General features: G+C 62.5%; 23 protein-coding genes and 1 pseudogene. 6 read left to right on the top strand and 18 right to left on the bottom strand.

All coding sequences use genetic code 11. The features are described from left to right. Positions 1 to 12: 12 nt before the first annotated feature. Positions 13 to 1,050: an LLM class flavin-dependent oxidoreductase gene (locus AC788_RS07560; RefSeq protein ID WP_049860050.1), complete on the bottom strand. Its 1,038-nt coding sequence runs from the start codon at positions 1,048 to 1,050 to the stop codon at positions 13 to 15. 83 nt (positions 1,051 to 1,133) lie between these two features. Then, positions 1,134 to 1,619, bottom strand: a complete 486-nt coding sequence (locus AC788_RS07565; RefSeq protein ID WP_049860051.1) for a flavin reductase family protein — start codon at positions 1,617 to 1,619, stop codon at positions 1,134 to 1,136. A 238-nt stretch (positions 1,620 to 1,857) separates the two neighbouring features. Between AC788_RS07565 and AC788_RS07570 the strand changes: the two genes are divergently transcribed. Then, entirely contained in the window at positions 1,858 to 3,261 is a 1,404-nt protein-coding gene (locus AC788_RS07570; RefSeq protein WP_049860052.1) for a purine-cytosine permease family protein, read from the top strand. An 86-nt stretch (positions 3,262 to 3,347) separates the two neighbouring features. On the opposite strand, the gene AC788_RS07575 is transcribed toward AC788_RS07570, so the two are convergent. The 5 genes from AC788_RS07575 to ribBA all read right to left on the bottom strand — a co-directional run bounded on the left by AC788_RS07575 (position 3,348) and on the right by ribBA (position 8,523). After that, positions 3,348 to 4,505, bottom strand: a complete 1,158-nt coding sequence (locus AC788_RS07575; protein WP_049860053.1) for an ABC transporter ATP-binding protein — start codon at positions 4,503 to 4,505, stop codon at positions 3,348 to 3,350. Between the two features lie 9 nt (positions 4,506 to 4,514). After that, positions 4,515 to 5,324: an ABC transporter permease gene (locus AC788_RS07580; RefSeq protein ID WP_049860054.1), complete on the bottom strand. Its 810-nt coding sequence runs from the start codon at positions 5,322 to 5,324 to the stop codon at positions 4,515 to 4,517. A gap of 6 nt (positions 5,325 to 5,330) precedes the next feature. After that, a complete protein-coding gene (locus AC788_RS07585; protein ID WP_049860055.1) occupies positions 5,331 to 6,269 on the bottom strand; it encodes an ABC transporter permease in 939 nt (312 codons plus the stop codon). Next, positions 6,254 to 7,279 (bottom strand): ABC transporter substrate-binding protein, encoded by a 1,026-nt coding sequence (locus AC788_RS07590; protein ID WP_049860056.1) that lies wholly within the window; start codon positions 7,277 to 7,279, stop codon positions 6,254 to 6,256. The genes AC788_RS07585 and AC788_RS07590 overlap by 16 nt, the downstream gene beginning before the upstream one ends. A 119-nt stretch (positions 7,280 to 7,398) precedes the next feature. Next, the gene (gene ribBA / locus AC788_RS07595; RefSeq protein ID WP_049860057.1) at positions 7,399 to 8,523 is read right to left on the bottom strand and encodes a bifunctional 3,4-dihydroxy-2-butanone-4-phosphate synthase/GTP cyclohydrolase II; all 1,125 of its coding nucleotides are present in this window, start codon (positions 8,521 to 8,523) and stop codon (positions 7,399 to 7,401) included. Positions 8,524 to 8,678: 155 nt separating this feature from the next. On the opposite strand from ribBA, the gene AC788_RS07600 reads away from it, so the two are divergent. Beyond that, entirely contained in the window at positions 8,679 to 8,981 is a 303-nt protein-coding gene (locus AC788_RS07600; protein WP_049860058.1) for a DUF1330 domain-containing protein, read from the top strand. Here the strand turns inward: AC788_RS07600 and AC788_RS07605 are convergent. The 6 genes from AC788_RS07605 to AC788_RS07630 all read right to left on the bottom strand — a co-directional run bounded on the left by AC788_RS07605 (position 8,978) and on the right by AC788_RS07630 (position 13,841). Then, complete coding sequence (locus tag AC788_RS07605) at positions 8,978 to 9,541, bottom strand: NUDIX hydrolase (RefSeq protein ID WP_049860059.1); 564 nt, start codon at positions 9,539 to 9,541, stop codon at positions 8,978 to 8,980. The two genes, AC788_RS07600 and AC788_RS07605, sit on opposite strands and share 4 nt — an antisense overlap. A 1-nt stretch (position 9,542) precedes the next feature. Continuing rightward, the gene (locus AC788_RS07610) at positions 9,543 to 10,295 is read right to left on the bottom strand and encodes a GntR family transcriptional regulator (RefSeq protein WP_049860060.1); all 753 of its coding nucleotides are present in this window, start codon (positions 10,293 to 10,295) and stop codon (positions 9,543 to 9,545) included. A 123-nt stretch (positions 10,296 to 10,418) separates the two neighbouring features. Continuing rightward, a complete protein-coding gene (locus AC788_RS07615) occupies positions 10,419 to 10,904 on the bottom strand; it encodes a flavin reductase family protein (protein WP_049860061.1) in 486 nt (161 codons plus the stop codon). An 11-nt stretch (positions 10,905 to 10,915) separates the two neighbouring features. Next, entirely contained in the window at positions 10,916 to 12,397 is a 1,482-nt protein-coding gene (locus AC788_RS07620) for an aldehyde dehydrogenase (protein WP_049860062.1), read from the bottom strand. Next, the gene (locus AC788_RS07625) at positions 12,394 to 13,227 is read right to left on the bottom strand and encodes an alpha/beta fold hydrolase (RefSeq protein ID WP_049860063.1); all 834 of its coding nucleotides are present in this window, start codon (positions 13,225 to 13,227) and stop codon (positions 12,394 to 12,396) included. Before AC788_RS07625 ends, AC788_RS07620 begins: the two co-directional genes overlap by 4 nt. A 23-nt stretch (positions 13,228 to 13,250) precedes the next feature. Next, positions 13,251 to 13,841, bottom strand: coding sequence for an amino acid synthesis family protein (locus AC788_RS07630; protein WP_043190191.1), 591 nt, complete (start codon positions 13,839 to 13,841; stop codon positions 13,251 to 13,253). A 277-nt stretch (positions 13,842 to 14,118) separates the two neighbouring features. Between AC788_RS07630 and AC788_RS07635 the strand changes: the two genes are divergently transcribed. After that, positions 14,119 to 15,294, top strand: coding sequence for an MFS transporter (locus AC788_RS07635; RefSeq protein ID WP_082223612.1), 1,176 nt, complete (start codon positions 14,119 to 14,121; stop codon positions 15,292 to 15,294). On the opposite strand, the gene AC788_RS07640 is transcribed toward AC788_RS07635, so the two are convergent. From AC788_RS07640 to AC788_RS07655, 4 genes and pseudogenes are all read right to left on the bottom strand, one after another. Next, on the bottom strand, positions 15,262 to 15,864 hold the full coding sequence (locus tag AC788_RS07640) for a TetR/AcrR family transcriptional regulator (protein ID WP_049860064.1): 603 nt from the start codon (positions 15,862 to 15,864) through the stop codon (positions 15,262 to 15,264). The genes AC788_RS07635 and AC788_RS07640 overlap by 33 nt on opposite strands. Before the next feature lie 89 nt (positions 15,865 to 15,953). Beyond that, positions 15,954 to 16,550 carry a thiamine pyrophosphate-dependent enzyme gene (locus AC788_RS07645; protein ID WP_049860065.1) on the bottom strand — a complete coding sequence of 199 codons (597 nt, stop codon included), beginning with the start codon at positions 16,548 to 16,550 and terminating at the stop codon, positions 15,954 to 15,956. Next, complete coding sequence (locus tag AC788_RS07650) at positions 16,538 to 17,068, bottom strand: thiamine pyrophosphate-binding protein (RefSeq protein ID WP_082223613.1); 531 nt, start codon at positions 17,066 to 17,068, stop codon at positions 16,538 to 16,540. Before AC788_RS07650 ends, AC788_RS07645 begins: the two co-directional genes overlap by 13 nt. A 107-nt stretch (positions 17,069 to 17,175) precedes the next feature. Further along, positions 17,176 to 18,546, bottom strand: a pseudogene (locus AC788_RS07655) (MFS family transporter). Positions 18,547 to 18,738: 192 nt separating this feature from the next. Between AC788_RS07655 and AC788_RS07660 the strand changes: the two are divergent. Then, positions 18,739 to 19,662 carry a LysR family transcriptional regulator gene (locus AC788_RS07660; protein ID WP_049860066.1) on the top strand — a complete coding sequence of 308 codons (924 nt, stop codon included), beginning with the start codon at positions 18,739 to 18,741 and terminating at the stop codon, positions 19,660 to 19,662. A gap of 263 nt (positions 19,663 to 19,925) precedes the next feature. Further along, positions 19,926 to 21,179, top strand: coding sequence for an MFS transporter (locus AC788_RS07665; protein ID WP_201777936.1), 1,254 nt, complete (start codon positions 19,926 to 19,928; stop codon positions 21,177 to 21,179). A 27-nt stretch (positions 21,180 to 21,206) separates the two neighbouring features. Here the strand turns inward: AC788_RS07665 and AC788_RS07670 are convergent, their stop codons facing one another. Then, the gene (locus AC788_RS07670) at positions 21,207 to 22,106 is read right to left on the bottom strand and encodes a LysR family transcriptional regulator (RefSeq protein WP_049860218.1); all 900 of its coding nucleotides are present in this window, start codon (positions 22,104 to 22,106) and stop codon (positions 21,207 to 21,209) included. Between the two features lie 98 nt (positions 22,107 to 22,204). Here AC788_RS07670 and AC788_RS07675 point away from each other — a divergent pair, with 98 nt between their 5' ends. Further along, the gene (locus AC788_RS07675) at positions 22,205 to 22,831 is read left to right on the top strand and encodes an RraA family protein (protein WP_049860068.1); all 627 of its coding nucleotides are present in this window, start codon (positions 22,205 to 22,207) and stop codon (positions 22,829 to 22,831) included. Position 22,832: the final 1 nt, after the last annotated feature.

The raw sequence follows: 22,832 nt of genomic DNA on the forward strand, positions 1-22,832 counted from the left end.
GACGCTTCAAGGCTATCGAAACGCCGGCACCACCTCATTGATGAACAGCTCCAGCGATTTCTTCTTTTCGGCATGGGGCAGGCTGTTGTCGCACCAGAAGCTGAACTCGTCGACGCCCAACTCCTGGTAATGCTTGATGCGCGCGATGATCTGCTCGGGTGTGCCGATCATGGTGTTCTTGCGGATGTTCTCCAGTTCGAACTCCGGGCGCTCGGCGAACTTGGATTCCGGGCTGGGTTCCAGGAAGCCGTTGACCGGGGTGGTCCTGTTGCCGAACCAGGCATCGAAGGTGCGGTAGAACCGCGAGATCGCCGTGGCGCCAACCTTCCAGCCTTCGGGGTCGTCGTTACCGTGAACATGGGTGTGACGCAGCACCATCAATTGCGGGCGCGGTACGGTTGGGTTGTTGGCCAGGGCCGCTTCGAACTTGTTCTTCAGATCGACCACTTCCTCGTCGCCCTTCATCAGCGGCGTGACCATGACGTTGCAACCATTGGCGACCGCGAAGTTGTGCGAGTCGGGGTCGCGCGCAGCGATCCACATCGGTGGCGTCCTGACCGGCTTCGGCACGCTGGTGGAGGTGGGAAATTTCCAGATATCGCCGTCATGGGCGTAGTCGCCTTCCCACAACTTGCGCACCACCGGCACCATCTCGCGCAGTGCGTTGCCGCCGCTGCTGGCGGGCATGCCACCGGCCATGCGATCGAACTCTACCTGGTAGGCGCCGCGAGCCAGGCCGACTTCCATGCGTCCGTTGCTGATCACGTCCAGCAGGGCGCATTCACCGGCAACTCGCAGCGGGTGCCAGAACGGCGCGATGATGGTGCCGGCGCCCAGGTGAATGGTCGTGGTCTTGCCGGCCAGGTAGGCCAGCAGCGGCATGGGGCTGGGGGAAATGGTGTACTCCATGGCGTGGTGTTCGCCGATCCACACCGTGCTGAACCCGCCTTCTTCGGCCATCAGGGTCAGCTCGGTCAGGTCTTCGAAAAGCTGGCGGTGGCTGGTCTTCTCGTCCCAGCGCTCCATGTGCACGAACAGCGAAAATTTCATCTTGCCTACCTCGGATCTGTTGGCGGTGGTTCGTCCCGGCCAGGGGCGTGCCGTGGCCCGGACAGTCAATGGCGTGGGATATGTCAGGCGAACGTGGGCAGGGCACCCATTTTTCCGCGGCAATAGACCAACGGGGTTTGCGGGGCGCTGGGCACCAGCAGATTCTTGACCGCGCCGACCATGATCGCGTGATCGCCGCCTTCGTATTCCCGCCACAGTTCGCACTCGATGACCGCGATGGCGTTGTCGAGGACCGGATTGCCCAGCGCGCTCAGGCTCCATGCGATGCCATCGGCCTTGTTCTTGCCCTTGCTGGCGAAGGCGTAGGCTTCGGCTTGCTGGTCGCTGGAGAGCAGATGGATGGCGAAGCGCTTGCTGCGAATCAGGTGAGGATAGGAGTCGGCCTTGTAGTTGGGGCAGAACAACACGAGGGCCGGATCGATGGACAGCGAACTGAAGGCGCTGGCGGTCATGCCCACGAGCTGGCCTTGATCGTCCAGCGTGGTGATCACGGTCACGCCAGAGGGGAACGAGCCCATGACTTGTTTGTAGATTTCGGCATCGATCATCAAAGGTACCTCGGGTTTGTTCGAATATTTATTGGTCTGATGGTATACCAAAGAATCGTTTGTGCAACCCTCAATTTCAGAGCTGCGCTGCGGTCCAGGTGGTCTTTTGAAACAGGTTGGGGTCAGACGCTCACTTGCGTTTTCTTGGTATACCGTAATATGGTTTGTCTATCAGAAACGGGTCGCGCCTGGTGACCCGGATTCCTACAAGAACAACAACAGACTCGAGTGAAACCCTATGTCCGAGCGTTCATCGCAAGACCCATTGATCGAGAGCCATACCGTCGAGCAGGTCCCCCACGCCGAGCGCCATGGGCGGGCTCGGGACCTCTTCACGCTGTGGTTCAGCACCAACATCGCGCCGTTGCCGATCGTCACCGGCGCCATGGTGGTCCAGGTCTTCCACCTCAATCTCGCCTGGGGGTTGCTGGCCATCGTGTTGGGGCATTGCCTGGGGGGTGTGGTCATTGCCCTGTCCTCGGCGCAGGGGCCAAGGCTGGGTATACCGCAGATGGTCCAGAGTCGAGGGCAATTCGGTCGGTTCGGCGCGCTGTTGATCGTGTTCTTCGCTGCGTTGATCTACGTCGGTTTCTTCATCTCCAACATCGTGCTGGCCGGGAAATCGATCCACGCCATGGTCGAGCCGATTTCATTGCCTCTGGGCAGCCTCATCGGCGCCCTGGCCGCGACCGCCATCGGCGTGCTCGGCTACCGCTTCATTCACACCTTGAACCGGATCGGCACCTGGGTCATGGGCGGCGCGCTGCTCGCCGGCTTCGCCTTCGTGTTCAGTCAGCCGCTGCCGGTCGATTTCCTGACCCGAGGCGGGTTCACCCTGGCAGGGTTCATCGCCACGGTGTCGCTGGGGGTGATCTGGCAGGTCAGTTTTTCGCCCTACGTGTCGGACTACTCCCGCTACCTGCCCAGCGATATCGGAATCGCCAAGCCGTTCTGGGCCACCTACGCCGGCGCCACGCTGGGGACCATCCTGTCGTTCAGCTTCGGCGCCGTGGTAGTGCTGGCAACGCCGCCAGGCACCGAAGCGATGACTGCGGTTGAGCAGGCGACCGGCGTGCTGGGCCCCGTGCTGATGTTGCTGTTCCTGCTCAACATCATCAGCCACAACGCGCTGAACCTGTACGGTGCGGTACTGGCCATCGTCACCGCCGTACAGACGTTCATCGCCCACTGGACGCCGAGTGTGAAGGTGCGCATCGTGCTGTCGGCGCTGGTGTTGAGCGGGTGCTGTGTGGTGGCGGTGGGCGCGTCGGGCGACTTCATCCAGGACTTCATCGGCTTGATCCTGGCCCTGCTGCTGGTACTGGTGCCGTGGGCCTGCATCAACCTGATCGACTTCTACCTGATCAAGTACGGCGACTACGACATCGAGTCGATCTTTGCAGCCGATGGCGGCCAGTACGGCCGCTTCAATTGGCACGCGATCATCGCCTACGCCTGTGGCATCGCCGTGCAGTTGCCGTTCGCCAACACCGCGTTGTATGTCGGTCCCTATGCCCATCTGGTCGAAGGCGCGGACCTGTCCTGGCTGGTGGGCATCGTGGTCACCTGTCCGCTGTTCTACTGCCTGGCGACCCGCAAGCAGCAACGTGCCGAACGACTGCGGGCCGGATACGCCAAGTAGCGCTGGCTACCCGGCGATCAGTTGCAAAAAGGCCCCGATCGTTCGGGGCCTTTTGCGTTGCGGCGATTGCTGGGTGTGTCGACAGATCAGTGTGTGCCGGCCGCCTTGTTCAGATCGCCGTCCTCCCAATGCGTGTACACGCAAGCGTCCGCCGCTGCCCAGCGCACCTGGACCTGCTCACCGGCCTGCAGGGGCATACCGGCCGCTGACAAGGCTTTGACCGTCATCGCCGTACCGCCTCGGGTGACAACGCTGCAGGTCTGGCTTTCGCCCAGGAACAGGGTCTCGGTGACGGTGGCCGGAATCTGGTTCCAGCCTGGCAATAGCGGTTGCTCTGCCGCCTGGGCAACGCTCAAGGCCTGGGCCTTCTCCGGACGTACCATCAGCAGCACCTGCTGTCCGGCATTGGCGCCAGGGGTCAGGCGCATGCCCAGGCTGGCGCCTTCGAAGGTGGCGGAACCGTTGCTGGTGGTGGTCAGCTTGAGAAAGTTGGAATTGCCCAGGAACGACGCGACGAAGGCATTGGGCGGGTTCTGGTAGAGGTCGTAGCCGCTGCCCAGTCCGACGATCTTGCCGTGGCTGAAGATGGCGATGCGCTGCGACAGGCGCATGGCTTCTTCCTGGTCATGGGTCACGTAGACGATGGTGATGCCCAGGCGTCGGTGCAACTGCCGCAGTTCGTCCTGCAGGTCTTCGCGCAGCTTCTTGTCCAAGGCGCCCAGCGGCTCATCCATCAGGAGGATGCGCGGCTCGTAGACCAGCGCGCGGGCGATGGCCACCCGTTGCTGCTGGCCACCGGACAGCTGCGCCGGGCGGCGGTGGGCGAAGGCCTCCAGCTGCACCAGCTTGAGCATCGCATCGACCTTGCGGTCGCGTTCGGCGCGGCTCAGTTTGCGGATGTCCAGAGGGAAAGCAATGTTGTCGCGTACCGACAGGTGCGGAAACAGCGAGTAGCGCTGGAACACCATGCCGATCCCGCGCTTGTGCGGGGGCACGTTCACCAGTGACTGGCCGCCGACCAGAATTTCTCCAGAGCTGGGCGTCTCGAACCCGGCCAGCATCGACAGCGTGGTGCTCTTGCCCGAGCCGCTGGAGCCGAGGAAGGTCAGAAACTCACCGTCCTTGATGTCCAGGTCGATGTTGTCAACCGCGGCGAAGTCGCCATAGTGACGGTTCAAGCCGCGCAGGCTGACCAGGGTGTCGCCGGCCTGCACGGCCGGTTGTTGTTTGATCACTGCACTCATGTCCAGCTCCTAGGCGTTGACGGGGTTACGGCGACGAATGATTTCGGCGACCACCATGACCAGCACCGACAGGGCGATCAGCAGCGTCGAGGCGACGGCGATCACCGGCGTCAGGTCCTGGCGCAGGGTGGTCCACATTTTCACGGGCAGGGTCTGCAAGGTCGGGCTGGCCATCATCACGCTGAGCACCACCTCGTCCCACGAGACCAGGAACGCGAACAGGCCGCCGGCCACCATGCCCGGCCGAATCGCCGGGAAGGTGACCTTGAAGATCGCCTGCAGGCGCGACGCGCCGCAGATCACCGCGGCATCCTCGATGGACTGGTCGAACAGTTTCAGCGAGTTGATGATCGAGATGATGGTGAAGGGCAGGGCCACGATCACGTGGCTGACCACGAAGGAGAACAGCGTGCCGGTGTAGCCCAGCTTGAGGAACAGCGCGTACACGGCCACGGCGATGATCACCAGCGGCACGATCATCGGCAGGGTGAACAACGCATACAGCAGCTCGCGCCCCGGAAATTTGCCGCGCACCAGTGCAAAGGCCGTGGGCAGGCCCAGCAGCACGGCGAAGACGGTGGTCAGCGCAGCGACTTTCAGACTCGACCAGGCCGCCGCCATCCACTCCGGGTTGGCGAAGAACTGCAGGTACCATTTGGTAGTCCAGCCCGGAGGTGGAAACACCAGCCATTGGGACGAGCCGAACGACAGCAGCACGATGAAGACGATCGGCAGCAGCAGGAACAGGCCGATCGCAGCTGTGGTGAGGTAGAGGCCGACGCGCAGGCGCCGGCTCATGGCATTGGGGGTAAGAAGCATGATGACTTACCTCGAATTGCTGGCGCCAACCGGGGATTCCGGTTGCAGCTTCAGGTAGAAATAGAACAGCACCAGGGTGATCAGCACCAACAGCGCCGCAGCGGCACTGGCCAGACCCCAATTGAGGAACGATTGCACCTGTTGCACGATGAACTCGGGCAGCATCATGTTCTGTGCGCCACCCAGCAGGGCCGGGGTGACGTAGTAACCCAGCGACATGACGAACACCATCAAGGCGCCGGAGAACAGCCCCGAGCGGCACAGCGGCAGGAACACCCGAAAGAAGTTGGTCCAGGGGCTGGCGCCGCAGATGGCACCGGCCTGCAGCACCATGGGGTCGATCGCCTGCATGGTCGCCTGCAGCGGCAGCACGATGAACGGGATCATGATGTAGCTCATGCCGATCACCACGCCGGTGAGGTTGTGCACCATCTCCAGCGGCTGGTCGATGATGCCCAGCGCCATGAGCAGCTTGTTGACCACCCCCGACGCCTGGAGCAATACCAGCCAGGAATAGGTGCGCGCCAGCAGGCTGGTCCACATCGACAGCAGCACGATGCTGAAGATCCAGCGGCCCCAGCCGCGCGGAACCAGGGTGATCACCCAGGCCAGGGGAAAGCCCAGCAACACGCTGAACAGGGTCACCAGCCCGGCCACCGAGAAGGTGTTGAACAACACCCTGGCGTAGGCCGAGTTGGCGAACAGCTCACGGTAGTTGTCCAGCCCCGGCGTCGGTTCCAGCACGCCGCGCAGCAGCAGGCCGATGAGTGGAGCGAAGAAGAACAGGCCGAGGAACAACAGCGCCGGCAGCAGGTTGCCCGAACCCCGCCAGCGCTGGAACAGGCTCGCTCGTGGCTGGACCGCATGCAGTGCATCGGGGCCGCCGGCGGCGCCCCCGGTGCTGCCCAGAGCGGAGGGCGAGGACAGCTTCACTTGACCAGCCATTCGTTCCACCGTGTCGCGATAGAGGGACCGTTCTTGGCCCAGTAGGCGAAGTCCAGAGTGATCTGGTCGTCGACGTGCGCGGTCGACAGGTTGGGTGCCAGGACGGAGTCGAGGCGCTGCACGCTTTCGGTGTTGACCGGCGCGTAGGCCGTCAGGTTGGAAAAGTCGGCCTGGCCCTTGGCGCCGGTGGCGTTGGCCACGAAGCGCATGGCAGCCTCCTTGTTCTTCGAACCCTTGGGCACGACGAGGAAGTCGGCCATGGCCAGGTTCTGCTTCCAGCTCACACCCACGGGGGCGCCGTCTTGTTGCAGGGCGTAAACGCGACCGTTCCAGAACTGACCCATGGCGACTTCACCGGACGCCAGCAATTGCTGGGACTGCGCGCCGCCGCCCCACCAGACGATGTCCTTCTTGATCGAGTCGAGCTTCTTGAAGGCCCGGTCCAGGTCCAGCGGATAGAGCTTGTCGGCAGCGACGCCGTCGGCCAGCAGGGCGATCTCCAGCACGCCTGGGCTGGGCCACTTGTACAGCGCGCGTTTGCCGGGGTAGGTCTTGGTGTCGAACAGCGCGGTCCAGTCCTGCGGCTTGCCGGCGGCGACCTTGCCTTCGTTGAAGCCCAGCACGAAGGAGAAGTAGAACGAGCCCACGCCGTAGTCCGAGACGAAGCGCGGGTCGAGCTTGCTGCGGTCGATGACCTTGAAGTCCATGGGTTCGAGCAGACCCTCGCTGGCCGCGCGCAGAGCGAAGTCGGCTTCCACGTCGACCACGTCCCACTGCACGTTGCCGCTCTCGACCATGGCCTTGAGTTTGCCGTAGTCGGTCGGGCCGTCCATGACCACCGCCGTGCCGCTGCTCTTGCTGAACGGGTCGGCCCATGACGACTTCTGCGCATCCTGGGTGGTGCCACCCCAGCTGACGAAACTCAGCGTCTCGGCCGCCACGGCAGTGCCTGCCGTGAATGCCAGGGTCGCAGCAGCCAACGCCGCTATCGCACGTTTCTTGAATACCATCGTGTACGCCCTCTTTTGTCATTGTTTGAGCGGGCTGTTTCCACACCCGCGTATCGGGAGCAGTCAGGTCGTGAAGACCTGGTGGATCGATTGCCTCAGGGGCCGTTGCCGTTCAAGGCTCAGGCCTCAGTGGTTGACGCGTGAAACGGGATGCTTTCGACCACTTCCAGGTCGTAGCCGGTCAGGCCTGCGTACTTGAGCGGCGGGCCCAGGTGGCGCAGTTTGCCGACGCCCAGGTCCTGCAGGATCTGCGCGCCGGTGCCGACTTCCGAATAGATGCGGGTCTGGGTGCGTGAATAGGGGCGCACCGGCTGGGTCAGGTGCGGGACGCGCTCCAGCAGGGCTTGGGACGATTCATGATTGGCCAGCACTACCACCACACCCGCGCCATGCTCGGCGACTTTTTCCAGCGCGGCCCACAGCGTCCAGTTGGCCGGGCCGGTGTACTCGGCGCCAACCAGGTCGCGCAGCGGATCGATGACGTGCACGCGCACCAGCGTCGGTTCATCGCGGCGGATGTCGCCCATGACCATGGCCATGTGCACGCCGCCCTGAATGCGGTCTTCGTAGCTGACCAGGCGGAACGTACCGTGCACCGTAGGCAGTTCGCGTTCGCCCATGCGGGTGACCGTGTGTTCGTTGCTAAGGCGGTAGTGGATGAGGTCGGCGATGGTGCCGATCTTGATGCCATGGCGAGCGGCGAACAGTTCCAGGTCCGGACGGCGGGCCATGGTGCCGTCATCTTTCATGACTTCGACGATCACCGAGGCGGGCGTGAAACCGGCCAGGCGGGCCAGGTCGCAGCCGGCCTCGGTATGCCCGGCGCGGGTCAGCACACCGCCTTCACGGGCGCGCAGGGGGAAGATGTGGCCCGGTTGCACCAGGTCGGCGGCGCCGGCCCGTGGCGCTACCGCAGCGGCGACCGTACGGGCGCGATCGGCGGCGGAAATGCCGGTGGTGACTCCGCTGGCCGCTTCGATGGACACCGTGAACGCCGTGCCGAAACCGCTGCCGTTACTGGGGACCATCTGCTCCAGGCCCAGCCGCTGGCAGCGTTCGTCGGTGAGGGTGAGGCAGATCAGGCCACGGGCTTCGCGGGCCATGAAGCTGATCGCTTCGGCCGTGCAGCAGTCGGCGGCAAGCAGCAGGTCGCCTTCGTTTTCGCGGTCCTCGTCGTCCACCAGCAACACCATCTTGCCCTGGCGAAAGTCCTCGATGATTTCTTCGATGCTGTTGAACGCCATGCCTGCACTCTCTTTCACGGGCTCTTTCTTTTACGGGATCTTTGATACGTACTTGGATACGGATCCGGGCTGACCGATCGTGGCTGACCGATTGGGACAATCAGCTGAATCGTGGTATACCATAATACGCAAACAATCCCCCTGTCGAGGTGAAAATGAAGGCTTATTGGATTGCTCATGTGGACGTCACCGATCCGGCGCAATACGGGTTCTACACCCAGCGCGCACCCGCGGTTTTCGCCCAGTACGGCGGCCGCATGCTGGCTAGAGGCGGCCGTTCGCAGGCCATGGAAGGCCGGGCCACGCCGCAGCGCAGTGTGGTCATCGAGTTCGATTCGTACGCCCAGGCGCAGGCCTGCTACCAGTCCAGCGAATACCAGGCCGCAGCCAGCCTGCGCGCAGGTGCGGCCAGGGCCGAGGTGATCATCGTGGAGGGTTGCGAGGCGATCGGCGGCTAGCGCATGAAGTGAATGCGACCGGTGTCGTCATTGCCCATGTAGATGCCGTAGGTACCGGTCGCGCGTTCCTGAATGTAGCGCTCCAGGATCTGCCGGATGGCGGGGTAGTAGATGCTGTCCCAGGGAATGTCCGCCGGCGCGAAGAATTGCCGCGCGGCGGTTTCCGGACCGAAGTCGTCCGTCACTTCCAGGGCCATGGCGCGGAAGATGATGTACACCTCGCTGATGCGCGGCACGCTGAAGATCGAGTACGGGGAGATGATCTCGGCGCGCACGCCGGCTTCTTCCCACAGCTCGCGCAGGGCACCTTCCTCGGTGGTCTCGCCGCTTTCCATGAAGCCGGCGGGCAGGGTCCAGGTGCCGGGTCGCGGCGGAATGGCGCGCTGGCACAGCAGGTACTTGCCATCGGCTTCGACGATGCAGCCGGTGATGACTTTCGGGTTGACGTAATGCACGTGCCCGCAACCGGCGCAGAAGGTCCGCTCGTGGGTATCGCCCGCCGGAATGCCCAGGCTCAGGCCGCCGGCACCGCAGTGTGGGCAGAACCGGGGAGTGGCCATGTCAGCGTCCGATACGGGGTTCGTCGAGGGCGATGGGCGCAGCGATGTCGCGGACCTTGTGGTCGTCGTTGCGTTGCTGGCGCAACGACTCCAAAGCCACCTTGGCCGCAGCGCGCACGTGATCGACCGAGGCCTGGTGCGCCGCCATCGGATCGCCACTCTTGATCGCGGCAACGATGCGCTCCATCTCGTCGCTGCTGACGCCGCGGCGGTTTTCCTGCGACACCGAGGTGGCCCGCAGGTAGCTGATGCGCGCCTGCAACTGGCGCAGCTGGGTCGCGGCGACCTGATTGCCGGAGCCTTCGAGCAGCACGTCGTAGAAGCCCTGGACGGAGTTGAGCACGTCCGATAACGCGCGTTCCTCAAGGGCCTTGCGGTTGACCGCCAGCGCCTTTTCCAGGGCGCGGATGTCCTTGGCCTTGGCATTGAGGGTGAACAGCTGGACGATCAGGCCCTCGAGCACGCAGCGCAGTTCATAGATGTCGCGGGCGTCTTCCAGGGTGATGATCGCCACGCGTGGGCCCTTGGCGTCGGCGAACTCCACCAGGCCTTCGGATTCGAGATGGCGCAGGGCTTCACGCACCGAGGTGCGGCTCACGCCCAGGCGCTCGCACAGGTCGCGTTCCACCAGGCGGTCGCCGGGCAGAAGCTGGAAATTCATGATGGCGCTGCGCAACTTGTCGAGCACGATTTCGCGCAGGGTGACGGGGTTGCGATTGACCTTGAAGCTGTCGTCGAGGGGCAGGCGTTTCATCGGGTCCGCTCTGTTGAAAAGGCAAAAAAACAGCGGCGAGTCTAACACGCCACCCGGTGCTGCCGACCCGCGACCGGTGATTTGCCCAGGTCCGGTCGACAGGAGCGCCCAGCGCAGGGTCGGTCAGCCCAGGCTCGGCATCGCACCCAGTTTGCCGCGATGGTAGAGCATGGGCGCCAACGGCTCGCTGGGCAGGATCAGGTTCTTCACCGCGCCGACGATGATGGCATGGTCGCCACCGTCGTATTCACGCCACAGTTCGCACTCGATGATCGCCGTGGCGTTTTCCAGCAGCGGGTTGCCCAGCTCGCTGAGATGCCAGGCGATGGCGCGGGCCTTTTCCTTGCCCTTGCTGGCGAACGCGTAGGCCTCCGCCTGCTGGTCGGCAGACAGCAGGTGAATGGCGAAGCGCTTGCTGTCGCGCAGGATCGGGTAGGTGTCCGACTGGTAGTTGGGGCAGAACAATACCAGCGCCGGGTCGATCGACAGCGCGCTGAAGGCGCTGGCGGTGATGCCGGCGATGCCACCTTCCGGGTCCAGCGTGGTGACCACCGTCACCCCGGAGGGGAAGGAGGCCATCACTTCTTTGTAGATGCCGGGCTCTATCATTTCAAATTACCTCAACGCATCACGAATGGGTCGGGCATGGGGGCCTGGGACAGGTTGATCCATACCGTTTTGAGTTCTGTGTAGGCCAGCACCGAATCGATCCCGCTTTCACGGCCATAGCCGCTGTTCTTGAAGCCACCGATCGGTGCCATGGCCGATACCGCGCGGTAGGTGTTGACCCAGATGATGCCGGAGCGCACGTCGCGGGCCAGGCGATGGGCACGGCCCAGGTCGCGGGTCCAGATGCCGGCCGCGAGGCCGAATTGCGAGTCGTTGGCCATGGCCAGCGCCTGGGCTTCAGTGGAGAATCGAATCACCGACGCCACCGGACCGAACACTTCTTCCTGCATGATTTTCATCGAATGGCTGTCGCACTCGAACAGCGTCGGTTGGTAGTACCAGCCGTCGCTGTCGGTCTGCGCACGCTGGCCGCCCATGCGCAGGGTAGCGCCTTCTTGCACGGCTTGCGCGACCAGATTTTCCACCACGGCCAATTGCTGGGCGGTGGCCATCGGGCCCATCTCGCTCGCTTCGTCCTGCGGGTTGCCGATTTTGATGCGTCGGGCGCGTTCCACCAGACGCTCGACGAACTCGTCGTAGATCTCGTCCTGCACCAGCAGGCGCGAGCCGGCCACGCAGCTTTGCCCGGAGGCAGCGTAGATGCCGGCCACCACGCCATTGATGGCACTGTCCAGGTCGGCATCGGCGAAAATGATGTTCGGCGACTTGCCGCCCAGTTCCAGCGACAGCTTGGCGAAGTTCTCGGCGCTGCTGCGCACCACATGCCGCGCGGTGGCGGCACCGCCGGTAAAGGCGATTTTGCGCACCAGCGGGTGGCGGGTGAGGGCGGCGCCGGTGCTCGGCCCATAGCCGGTGACGACGTTGACCACGCCCGGCGGAATGCCGGCTTCGAGGGCCAGGCGGGCCAGCTCCAGCAAGGTCGCGCTGGCGTGTTCGGATGGCTTGAGGACGATGGTATTGCCGGCGGCCAGGGCCGGCGCCAGCTTGATCGCCGTCAGGTACAGCGGGCTGTTCCAAGGAATGATCCCGGCGACCACGCCGATGGGTTCGTGCACGGTGTAGGCGAACAGGTCAGGTTTGTCGAGCGGCAGCGTACCGCCTTCCAGCTTGTCGGCCAGGCCTGCGGTGTAGTGGAAGAACTCAGGCAGGTAGCCTACCTGGCCGCGGGTTTCGCGGATCAGCTTGCCGTTGTCACGGCTCTCCAGCTGCGCCAGCGCCTCTTTGTTGTCGGCAATCAGGTCGCCCAGCCGGCGCAGCAGCTTGCCCCGCGCCGTGGCGGTCAGCCCGCGCCAGGCCGGCGATTCGAATGCCCGCTGTGCGGCCTGCACGGCGCGGTCGACATCGGCCTCGTCGGCGTCGGGCAGCAGCGCCCAGGGTTGCGCGAGCGCCGGGTTGTGACTTTCGAAGGTCTTGCCGGACAGCGCATCGACCCACTGGCCGTCGATGCACATCTGAAAGCGTGAAAGGGTCATGCGACGATCCCCTGTGCCTGATTGTCCAGGCGCTGGGCCCGGGTAAGAAATTTCAACAACGTCTGGTTGACCAGCCGAGGTGATTCCACGGGCATCATGTGCCGTTGTTCGGAGAGTATCGCCACTTCGGCGTGGGGGATGCGCTCGGCCATTTCACGGGCCATCTGCGGCGTGGAGCCCGGATCGAGTTCGCCCGTGGCAATCAGCGCCGGCGCCTGGATGCGGCCCAGTTCGTCGGCTCCGTACATGTCCTGGGTGGCGAACAGCTCGTAAGTGGTCAGGTAGCCCTGGGGATCGTTGCCGGCCAGCGTTTCGCGCAGCGCCGCGATCTGCGCCGGGTTGGCCGCCTGATACTCGCGGCTGAACCAGCGCGACAGCGCGGCCTCGGCGTTGGCATCGGGGCCGTGTTCGGCAGCTTGCCCGGTGCGTGCCATCACCCCGGCGCGCTGTTCGGCGCTGCGATTGAACACGCTGTTGAGCACCACCAGGGCCTGTAGCCGCTCGGGATAGTGCAAGGCAAACGCCCGTGCCACCAGCCCACCCATCGAGAACCCGATGACCGTGGCCGCCGGCAACTGCAAGTGATCCAGCACTTCGAGCAACTGGTCGGCATAACCCAGCAGCGCCGTGTCAGGCGCGGGCTGCGCGCTGGCGCCATGCCCCAGCATGTCGTAGGCGATGACCCGATAGTGCGGCATAAGCCCGACGAACTGGCCTCCCCACATTTCCTTGTTCAAGCCCACGCCATGGATGAACACCACGGGCGGGCCGTCACCGGCGGCAAGGTAACTGGTACCGGCCGCAGTGCGTTCAGCGGTAAGCCGAATCATGGAGCGCTCCTGAGTCAGGTGGATCACTGGGCCTTTTCGGCGGCCAGTTCTTCCAGGTCGATGTAGCGGTTGCCGATGCGCGGATGCAGGCGCCCACCGTTGGCGCAGCCCAGGACCACGACGATTTCGTCGGCGCGCGGCGCGTCCTCGATCTGCATTTCCAACGTGACGTAATGGGAACGCAGGCCCTCGTCGTCCTTGTGCATCATCGGGATCTGGATCGAGGTGCCGGGCCCGCCACGCTTGTTGGTGAAGCTCAGGTAGCTCTTGGCTTGCACCGCCTCGCGGTAGTGGTTGCCGAAACGCAGGGTATGGATCACGGCCGAAGCGTGCTCGATCTCGCCATCTGCACCGACCACCGCAGCCTTGCCGTAAGCCTCGATCTTGTCGGCACCACCGATGCTGGCCACCAGACGCTCGACCATCAAAGCCCCGAGGTCCGAGCAGTTGGCCTTGATCTCCGGCTTCAAGTCATCCACGAAGCCGCGGCCCAACCAGGGATTCTTGATGACGACCGCGAGGCCGACCATGGTCACCGGAGTGTCGGTGGCCTTGCCGCCTTCGATGCGGGTCTCTTCGGAGTAGGTGACGATTTTGCGGATCTCGAAGCTCATGCCTGTTTCCTTCTTGGAGGGTGTGTATCTGGTATTATGGTATACCAAGAATAGGCTTCGGCAAGCGTTTTTTCTCTGCGCCGAGAGCGGGCGCTTTGCGCCTGGTGCAGCACGCACCGATGCAATCGTCCTCTAGCTGTTATAACGACATTGTTTAGCGCCTGCAGAGGGAGCGCTCTAGAATGGCCAAGCGCGTCAGATTCGATGGATCTCGCATCGACTCGTGCAGGGTTCGCCGCGCGCCCTTCCGCCAGCCCCGTCATCTTGAAGGTTTCCCGTGCAAGCTCAGATTCCTCTTCCTACCACGCCTGGCATCTTCTGCCTGGGTGCGCTGCAGATTCTGGTATGGGGTGGGTCGTTCTTCCTGCTCGCGGTCATGGGCGAGCCTATCGCGCGCGAAACCGGCTGGGGCAGTCACTGGGTGTATGGCGCGCTGTCTCTGGGCCTGATGACCAGCGCGTTGCTGGCCCCGCTGTCGAGTCGCCTGGTCTCACGTCATGGTGGTCGTGTGCAGCTTGCCGGCAGCGGCATGATCGTTGCCGCCGGCCTGGCGATCATGGCAGCCAGTCAAACATTGCCGGTGTTCATACTGGCCTGGGTCGTGATTGGCGTCGGCATGGCTGCAGGCCTCTACGAGGCACTGTTTGCCACCCTGGGCGCCCTCTATGCCGAGCGTGCCAGCAGGGCCATCACCGGCATTACCCTGATTTCGGGATTTGCCACGACCCTCACCTGGCCGGCCGTCGCGTGGCTCATCGAACACGTTGGCTGGCGCTACACCTGTACCGGCTATGCGGTCTTGCTGGTGCTGGCCACGCCGTTGTACCTCAAGGTGCTGCCTCAGGTACGCCGACTCGAGGTGCGCGCAGCCACGACCCCGGTCGACAGCAATGGCTTGGATCGGCGGTTGTACCTGCGCCTTATCTGGATCTTCGCCCTGGGCGCGATCATCATGACCGCCGTCTCGGTGCAACTGGTGGCGGTCCTGCAGGGGCTGGGTCATTCGCTCGCCAGCGCCATTGCGCTGGCGGCGCTGCTGGGGCCCAGTCAGGTGTCGTCAAGGATCCTGCAGATGCTGGCAGGCAAGCGCCATCCGATCTGGACGGCACTGATTTCCGTCGTGCTGATCGCCGTGGGCTTGTTTCTGGTCGCCTGTGCGCCAGGCGCTACCGCCGTCGGGCTGGTGCTGTTCGGGCTGGGCAACGGGCTGCGCGCGATCGTGCGTGGACTGTTGCCGCTGGCGTTGATGCCACCGGCACAGTACGTGGCCATGATGGGCAAGATGTCGCGGCTTTCGTTGATCGGTCAGGCGATCACCCCCTTGGCCTGTGGCTACCTGCAGCAGCATTTCGGCGCAATGGGCGTGCTGTCGGCGCTGTGTGTACTGGCCTTGATCAGCCTGGTTCTGGTGCTCTCGGTACTACCCTTCGTTCGCCACTCTGCGTCTGTCTAGCAGAGCCCGGCTGGTTTGTTCGATCCAGCCCTGAATCCAGGACGCCTCGACCGGCATGGGTCGAAGGCGCATGTCGTTGGCGGCGTCGATCAGCGCCAGCAGGGCTTCGAACGATCGTGCCTGGTCTTGCGCCACATAACGTCCCGGTCGACGATCCTTCGCCAGAAAGTCGCGTAACGGTTGCTGCAATTGAGCCAGGGCTGTCTCCAGGCACAGGCGTTGCTCGCGGGTAAGGTGGCGTGATTCGTACCGTAACAAGGCCTCTTCGTCTGGATGAGCCGCCTGGCGATCCATTCGAAAACGCAGATAGCCCACCACGTTGCGGGTGTAGGCGCCGTACCTCCAGGCGTCCAGCCGAGTGGTCGCGATGTCCATCAGCACGTCGAGTAGCAGATCCTGCTTGCTGGCGACGTGGTGGTACAGGCTGCCGGGTTGCACGCCGACACGCGCCGCCAACTGGCGCATGCTCGTGGCTGCGTAACCTTCTTCGACGAACAGCGCGCGGGCGGCGAGCAGGACCTTGCTCGCAGCGTCGGGGGCCTGCGCGCTTTCCAGCGTAGGGGGATGCATGCGTGTCATCTCGATGGTCGTGACAGGCCCCCGCCGCGCACGCGCGGTGGGGCCATTGGAGCGGCCGCCCGCGAGGGCATGTGGAACGCTCAGATCGGTTGCAGGCCAAGCGCCGCGCGGAAGCGGTTCTTGATGTAGTGGCCATCACGTGGGGGCAGGACCCTTGGCGGATTTTCCGCCTTGATCTTCACCGTTGCCAGTTTCACGCCTTCGCGTGTGCCCAAGCGCTCGCGCAGGTCGTGTATGCCGGTGATCTCGCGGATCTCCGTGGTCCAGGCGAAGCCGCAGCTTTGGGCTACCTGATCGAGTTTGAGGCCAAATCCGGCATGACTGACCTGCATTCCGGTTTCGCCGAAGTGGCCGTTGTCCAGTACCACAACGGTCAAGTTGGCCGGCCTTTGCAGGGCAACGGTAGCCAACGCCCCCAGGCCCATCAGCAATTCGCCGTCACCCGTAACGACCACCACCGACTTTTCCGGTTGAGCCTTGGCAAGCCCAAGGCCCACGGTGATCGCACTGCCCATGGCGGCCCATAGATAATAGTTGCCGTGGTCGTCACCTGCGGCCATGACATCGTAGGACGCCGAGCCCAGCCCGGTCACCACCAACAAGTCCTGACGATCGGCAAGAAGTGTGCGCACCACCTCACGGCGGCACAGCGTATGAGTGGCGCTTACTTGATCCATTTTTTCTCTCCAATCAGACGCTGGCCCAGCAGCAGCGCAGTGGCGGCATCGCCGTTGAACGCCATGGTGGCAGCACCGTGAAGCAGCGGTGCGACGTCTTCGGCAACATCGGCGCGCCAGGTCATGACGTTCATCAATCGCAGTGAGGCCTCTGTAGCCTGCCCCATGGGGTTCTGCCACGCGTTGAACTCGGCCCAGTCACCGCGCAGGGTCACCACCATCAGCAGTGGGAACCCCGCGCAATTCTGCAGCGCCAAGGTATTGATGCAGTTTCCGACACCGCTGGACTGCATCAACAATGCCCCTCGTTCGCCGCCCAGCCAGGCCCCGGCAAGGTAGCCAATACCTTCCTCTTCGGTCGTCAACACCACCGCATTGATATCGGGATCGGCATAGGACATACGGATCGCCGCCGAGTGACCGGCATCCGGAACGAACACGACGTGCTTGACGTCATGAGCCTTGAGGATGCGAAAGACGTCTTCCTGCCAGCCATTTTCAGCTTCTTTCGATGACATGATTGTCTCCATTGCTGCTTTTGTTTTTATGGATCATGGCGCCACCCACGAGGCATGACGACTACCGTTTTTCTCTTTGAGATATGCCGCGGCGGCATAGCTCGCGATCAAGTCGATGCCTTGGCGGCCTGCGCCTTGCGCGAGTGCCTCCCAGTGTTCTCCTCGATGTTGCCGTCGCCGCTGATGTACCCGTGACGACCTAGATGGGGCATCAGAAGCGAGGCGATGAATGTCACGCAGAGCACGGCCGCAACGTAGAAGAAAAAGTAGGTTTCCGCCCCCTCGGCGCGAAACGACAGCGCCACGTATTCCGCAGTGCCACCAAATGCAGCGTTGCCGATCGCATACGGGAAACCGACGCCGAGGGCGCGTACCGCTGGGGGAAACAGTTCGGCCTTGACGATGCCTGCGATGGGTGTGTAGAGCGAAGCGATGACCAGGCCGGCGAACACCAGAGCGAAGGCCACAATCGGATCGTGAGTCGAACGGATCGCCATGAGCAGTGGAATCACCAGCAGGATCCCGAGACCTGAAAACATCAGCATGTGCGCCTTGATACCGATGCGATCCGCCAGCAGACCGAACAGCGGTTGGCACAGCATGAAACCGATCAGTGCACAGGTCATGATGAAGCTGACTGTGGCTGCATCGAATCCCGCCGAGATGACGAGGAATTTCTGCATGTAGGTGGTGAAGGTGTAGAAATACAGTGATCCACCTATGGTGAACGCAATGACCAGCGCGACCGCGCGCTTGTGCTTGAGGAGACCCCGCAGTGAGCCTGCGCCCTTGCGATGCATGTCCTTGTGCGTAGCGGTTTCGTGCATCGAACGACGCAGGTAGACCACCACCACGGCGCTGGCGGCACCGATGAAGAAGGGAATGCGCCAGCCCCAGTCGCGCAGTTGCTCATCACTGAGCGTTTGCTGCAGGATCACCACGGTGAAGAGCGCCAGCAGCTGCCCGGCAATAATGGTGAAATACTGAAATGACCCATAGAAGCAGCGCCGCCCCGGCGTAGCGATTTCGCTGATGTAGGTCGCACCCGTGCCGTACTCGGCTCCCACCGACAACCCCTGGATCAGACGAGCCACCACTAGCATGACCGGTGCTGCAATGCCCGCTGTTTCATAAGTCGGCATCACGGCGATCAGCAAGGAGCCACCACACATCATGAAGACCGAAATGATCATCGAAACCTTGCGCCCTCGCGTATCGGCGACCCAGCCGAAAATTCAGCCGCCCAGTGGGCGCATGAAGAAGCCGACGGCAAAGACACCTGCTGTGGCCAGCAGCTGCGTGGTGGTATCGCCTTTGGGAAAGAACGACGCCGCGAAGTAAATGGCGGTATAGGCGTAGATAAAAAAGTCGTACCACTCCACGAGATTGCCCGAGCAGGCACCTACGATCGCCCTGATGCGATTGGGCGGGCGGGTACTGTCGTCAGCTTGTTCAATATGAAGCAATGGTTTGGGCATGATGCAGACCCTCTGATCTTATTGTTGTCATGGGGCCGCTACGGGGATGGCGACCTGCGGTTCAAACTACTCCAGGGCGGGCGATTCAATAAGGGCAGCAGGCTACTAACTGATATGCCTGAATTGTCTAGCTCGGGCATCGACTGCGGTCTAGACTGCCGCCTGTGTTCCTCTTTGCGTCACGGCCTGTCCATGGATGTCGTTCAGCTCAAAACCCTCATACACGTTGCCGAGCTGGGTAGCTTGAGCAAGGCAGCGGATCGACTGCACATCGCGCAACCGGCGCTCAGCCGACAGATTCGGTTGCTGGAAAAAGAACTGGGCGTTTATCTGTTCGAACGGCATGGGCGCGGCATGATCATCACTGCAGCAGGCAGTGAAGTGCTTCAGCACGCGACTCGGATCATGGCCGAGCTCGCCGCCATACGCACCTCGGTGGCAGGCGAGCACTTGTCATTCCGTGGGTCGGTGGCCATCGGTACCACTCCGACCATTGCCGAAATCGTGACCGTGCGCCTGGTCAAGCGAATACGCGAAGCCAACCCGGATCTATCGATTCGTTTCTCTTCCGCGTTTAGCGGCTATCTGATGGACTGGTTGCAGCGCGGTGAGCTGGAGCTGGCCATCTCCTACGACCTGGCGCCCTTGCATACCCTGCGGATCGTGCCGGTGATGATGGAAAATCTGGTGCTGGTAGGCCCGCCTGCTGCCGGATTGTCGATGCACACGCCGGTACGGTTTTCGACGCTGGCGCCTGAACAGATGATTTTGCCCAGCCCGCGCCACGGCCTGCGCAAGATCATGGATCAGTGTGCCGCAGAGGCCGGCTTCACGATCTGCGCCAGTGTAGAAGCAGATTCGCTAGGGGCAATGATCGAGCTGGTACGACACGGCTTTGGCTTCACCGCCTTGCCTCTGGCGTCGATCTACGGTCATTTGCAGAACGGTACGCTGTGCGCGGCACCTTTGGTGGACCCGACGCCGATGCGCAAGCTGGTGATGGTGTCGCCTGCCGATCGTCAGGTCAGTCCTGCAGCTCGGCACGTGAGCGAAACCTTCGTCGAACTGGCCTCGCAGTTGGTCGCGCAGGGTATCTGGACAGGGCACATGCTTTAGTCATGAGCTGACCGAGCGCGGACAGTGTGGGTCGTCGATGACTTATATCCGGGACGCTGATTTCCACATGCCATGCCACCATGGAATGGTTCGTTGTGCTTATTTATCGCTTTTTCTATTCATGCGCACTGACCATGATTCGGCCATCGAACAACCATAATAAAGGAACACTCATGGTCGAATTAGCCCACTCCGCAGCTGCCGTTCGGTCGGCCAGGTCGAAGTATCGTTGGATAGTTCTGTCCGTCATCGTCGTGGTGTACATGCTGGCAGCCGCGGATCGTGCCAACATCGGCATTGCCTTGCCCTACATCCAGAAAGAGTTCGGCGCCAGTAATGCCCAGGCGGGCATGCTGGTCAGCGCCTTCTTCCTGTTCTATTCACTGGGGCAGATTCCAGCGGGCTTCATTATCAGTCGCCTGGGCGTTCGTCTCGTTGCGCCGGTGTCGATCACATTGACCTCCATCGTGACGCTGCTGATTGGAACCGCGCATAACTTCGGCATGATCAAGATCTATCGATCAGCCTTGGGTATCGCAGAGGCAGCGCTTCCGCTGTCGATGCTCAGCACCATCAACCGCTGGTTTCCGGCGGGTGAGAAAGGCCTGGCCACGGGCGCTTTTCTATCGGCCGCCAAAATGGGCGCCGTGATCGCTCCCCCTATCGGCGCTGCGATAATCATGCTCTACGACTGGCGCACCATGTTCATCGTGTTCGCCATTCCCGGCCTGCTGCTGGCATTGATCTGGTGGTGGACGGTGCCCAATGACCCGCGTGCCTGCAAACGGGTCAACGGCGCTGAAGCCGACCACATCGAAGATCAGACGCCGGCCGAAAGTGGGCCTAAGCGCAGCCAGAGAGACTTCGGTGCGTTGGACAAGGTGCTGCGCTACCAGCGCGTGACACCGTTGGCTTCATCGAAATCGGTGTTCGCCTCATGGAACATCTGGGGTTGCGGCCTGGGCTACCTGCTGATGACCGGCGTGGTCAATGTGCTGCTGGCCTGGTTGCCCAAATACCTGAGCGAAGTGAAGCATTTCGAACTGATGCAGGTTGGCTTCATCGCCGCTTTGCCGTTCGCGGGTGGCGTGTTGGGCAACATCGTCGGCGGCTGGTTCTCCGATCGGATTCTGGACCGTCGTCGCAAACCGACCATGATGATCAGCGCGGTCGCCACGTGCGTGATGATGGTGGCGCTGGTCTACGCCCCCAATGGCCTGTTGGCGGTGAGCTTGCTTTTGTTCGGCACCGGTTTCCTGTTGAACATCGGCTACTCGTCTTTCTCGGTGTACTCCATGGGCCTTACCAGCCGCAGCACTTACCCGGTGGCCGCTTCGCTGGTCAACAGCGCCGGGCAGGCGGGCGGTGCGATAGCGCCCTTGGTGACCGGTTTTCTGCTGGACAGCTACAGCTGGACCGCCGTGTTCATCTTCCTTGGGGTGTGTTCGCTTGCCGCGCTGGCATTCGTGCTGACCATCGCGGAGCCGGCCGATACGGCCGAGCCTGCCGCGGGCTGAAGCGGGTGGGCGGGCTGCGCCGCTGGTTCAGCGCTGCAATTGCCGAGTGAAGTCACACAGCTCCACCGCCAGTGCCGCCACCTCGGTCATGAACGCAGAAGGACGATCATTGCGATACATGGCCATGTACGGCACCGGTGGCAGCTCAGGGTTGGTACGGATGATGGTCAATTTGCCTTCATCCACCAGCGGTCGAAAGCATTCCAGTGGCAGATAGGTCACCCCGAGCCCCGCTGCGGTCAGGCCGAGCATGGCCGTAAGGCTGTCTGACGAAAGTGTCTTGGGCAGATCGATACCCAAGGTGCGAAGCCATTTGTTCACGAACAAGCCCGATCCTGATTTCTTGCCTTGGACCAGCATGGGGTATTTGGCCAGTTCGGCCAGGTCAAGCACCCCCTCGTGGGCAATCAGGCCCGGCGCGGCCATCCATGCATTCTCGACATTACCCAGCGCGATGGAGCTTACCTCCGGCGCCGTGAAGGTGTCGGGGATGATGATCAAATCGATCATGTCGTCCATGAGTCTTTCATGGAGGTTGCGGCTCATGTCGACTTCCGGTTCGATGGTGAGGCCGGGGAAATCCTCCACCAATCGGGTGATCAGTCGCGGCAGCCAGGTCCACGCCGTCAGTTCTGTGACACCCAGCCTCAGCCGTCGATTGACCACTTGCGTGCCATCCTTGAGCGAGTCGATACGTTCGGCGAGGTTGAGCATTTCTCGCGCTATCACCAGCAGTTCCTCGCCAGCGCTGGTCAACCTGGCGCCGCGTTGCGAGCGGTCGAACAGCTGCATACCGGTCGAAGCCTCAAGCTCCTGAACACGTTTGGAGATGGCCGATTGAGTGGTGCTCAGATGGTCAGCAGCGCGCTCGAACGTACCCAGACGCTCGATCCAGTGCAAGGCAAGCAGTTGACGCAATGTGATCATGATCATTCCCAAATAGAATGTTTGTGCATTGCATAATATCGCTTTTTCTATTTGCCGACAGGTTTATGCTCATTACATCTGCCATCGGAGAAAGGTCTATGACCGCAGTGCTTGCTACATCCGAACGTGACGAACTGGTCACCTTGTTTGCTCGAACCTCGACCTCGATCATCAGTGACTGTCTGGATCGCCTGCCCGGCGCAGCGTTGAGGCCCTTCCACAGGATCGAAGGCACCATGGCCGGCATTGCGCTGACCGTGAAAGTCGCTCAAGGCGATAACCGTGCGATTCATCAGGCACTGGAGTTGCTCGAACCGGGCCACGTGCTGGTGGTCGATGGCGGTGGCGACATCAGCCGCGCCTTGATGGGCGACATCATGGCTGCGATTGCTGAAAAACGAGGTGCTGCCGGGGTGGTGGTCGACGGTGCGATCCGTGACCTGGCAACCTTGGGCAAAGGTTCATTTCCCATGTTCGCGCGAGCCGGTATCCACTTGGGCCCGTACAAGAACGGACCGGGTGACATAAACGTTCCGGTCAGCATCGACGGGATGATCGTATCGCCAGGTGACTTCGTGGTGGGTGACCACGACGGTATCGTCGCTTTCGCCCCTTCACGCGCTGCAGCGCTGTTGCGCGACTGCCATGCGACTGAACAGAAAGAGGCTGAAATGCTGGCGCAGATCGCTGCAGGAACCTACAAAGGCGCCTACGCCGCTCACTGAA

Origin of the sequence: Pseudomonas sp. RIT-PI-a, assembly GCF_001187875.1 — a bacterium.
In the GTDB taxonomy this organism is placed as follows: Bacteria; Pseudomonadota; Gammaproteobacteria; order Pseudomonadales; family Pseudomonadaceae; genus Aquipseudomonas; species Aquipseudomonas coleopterorum.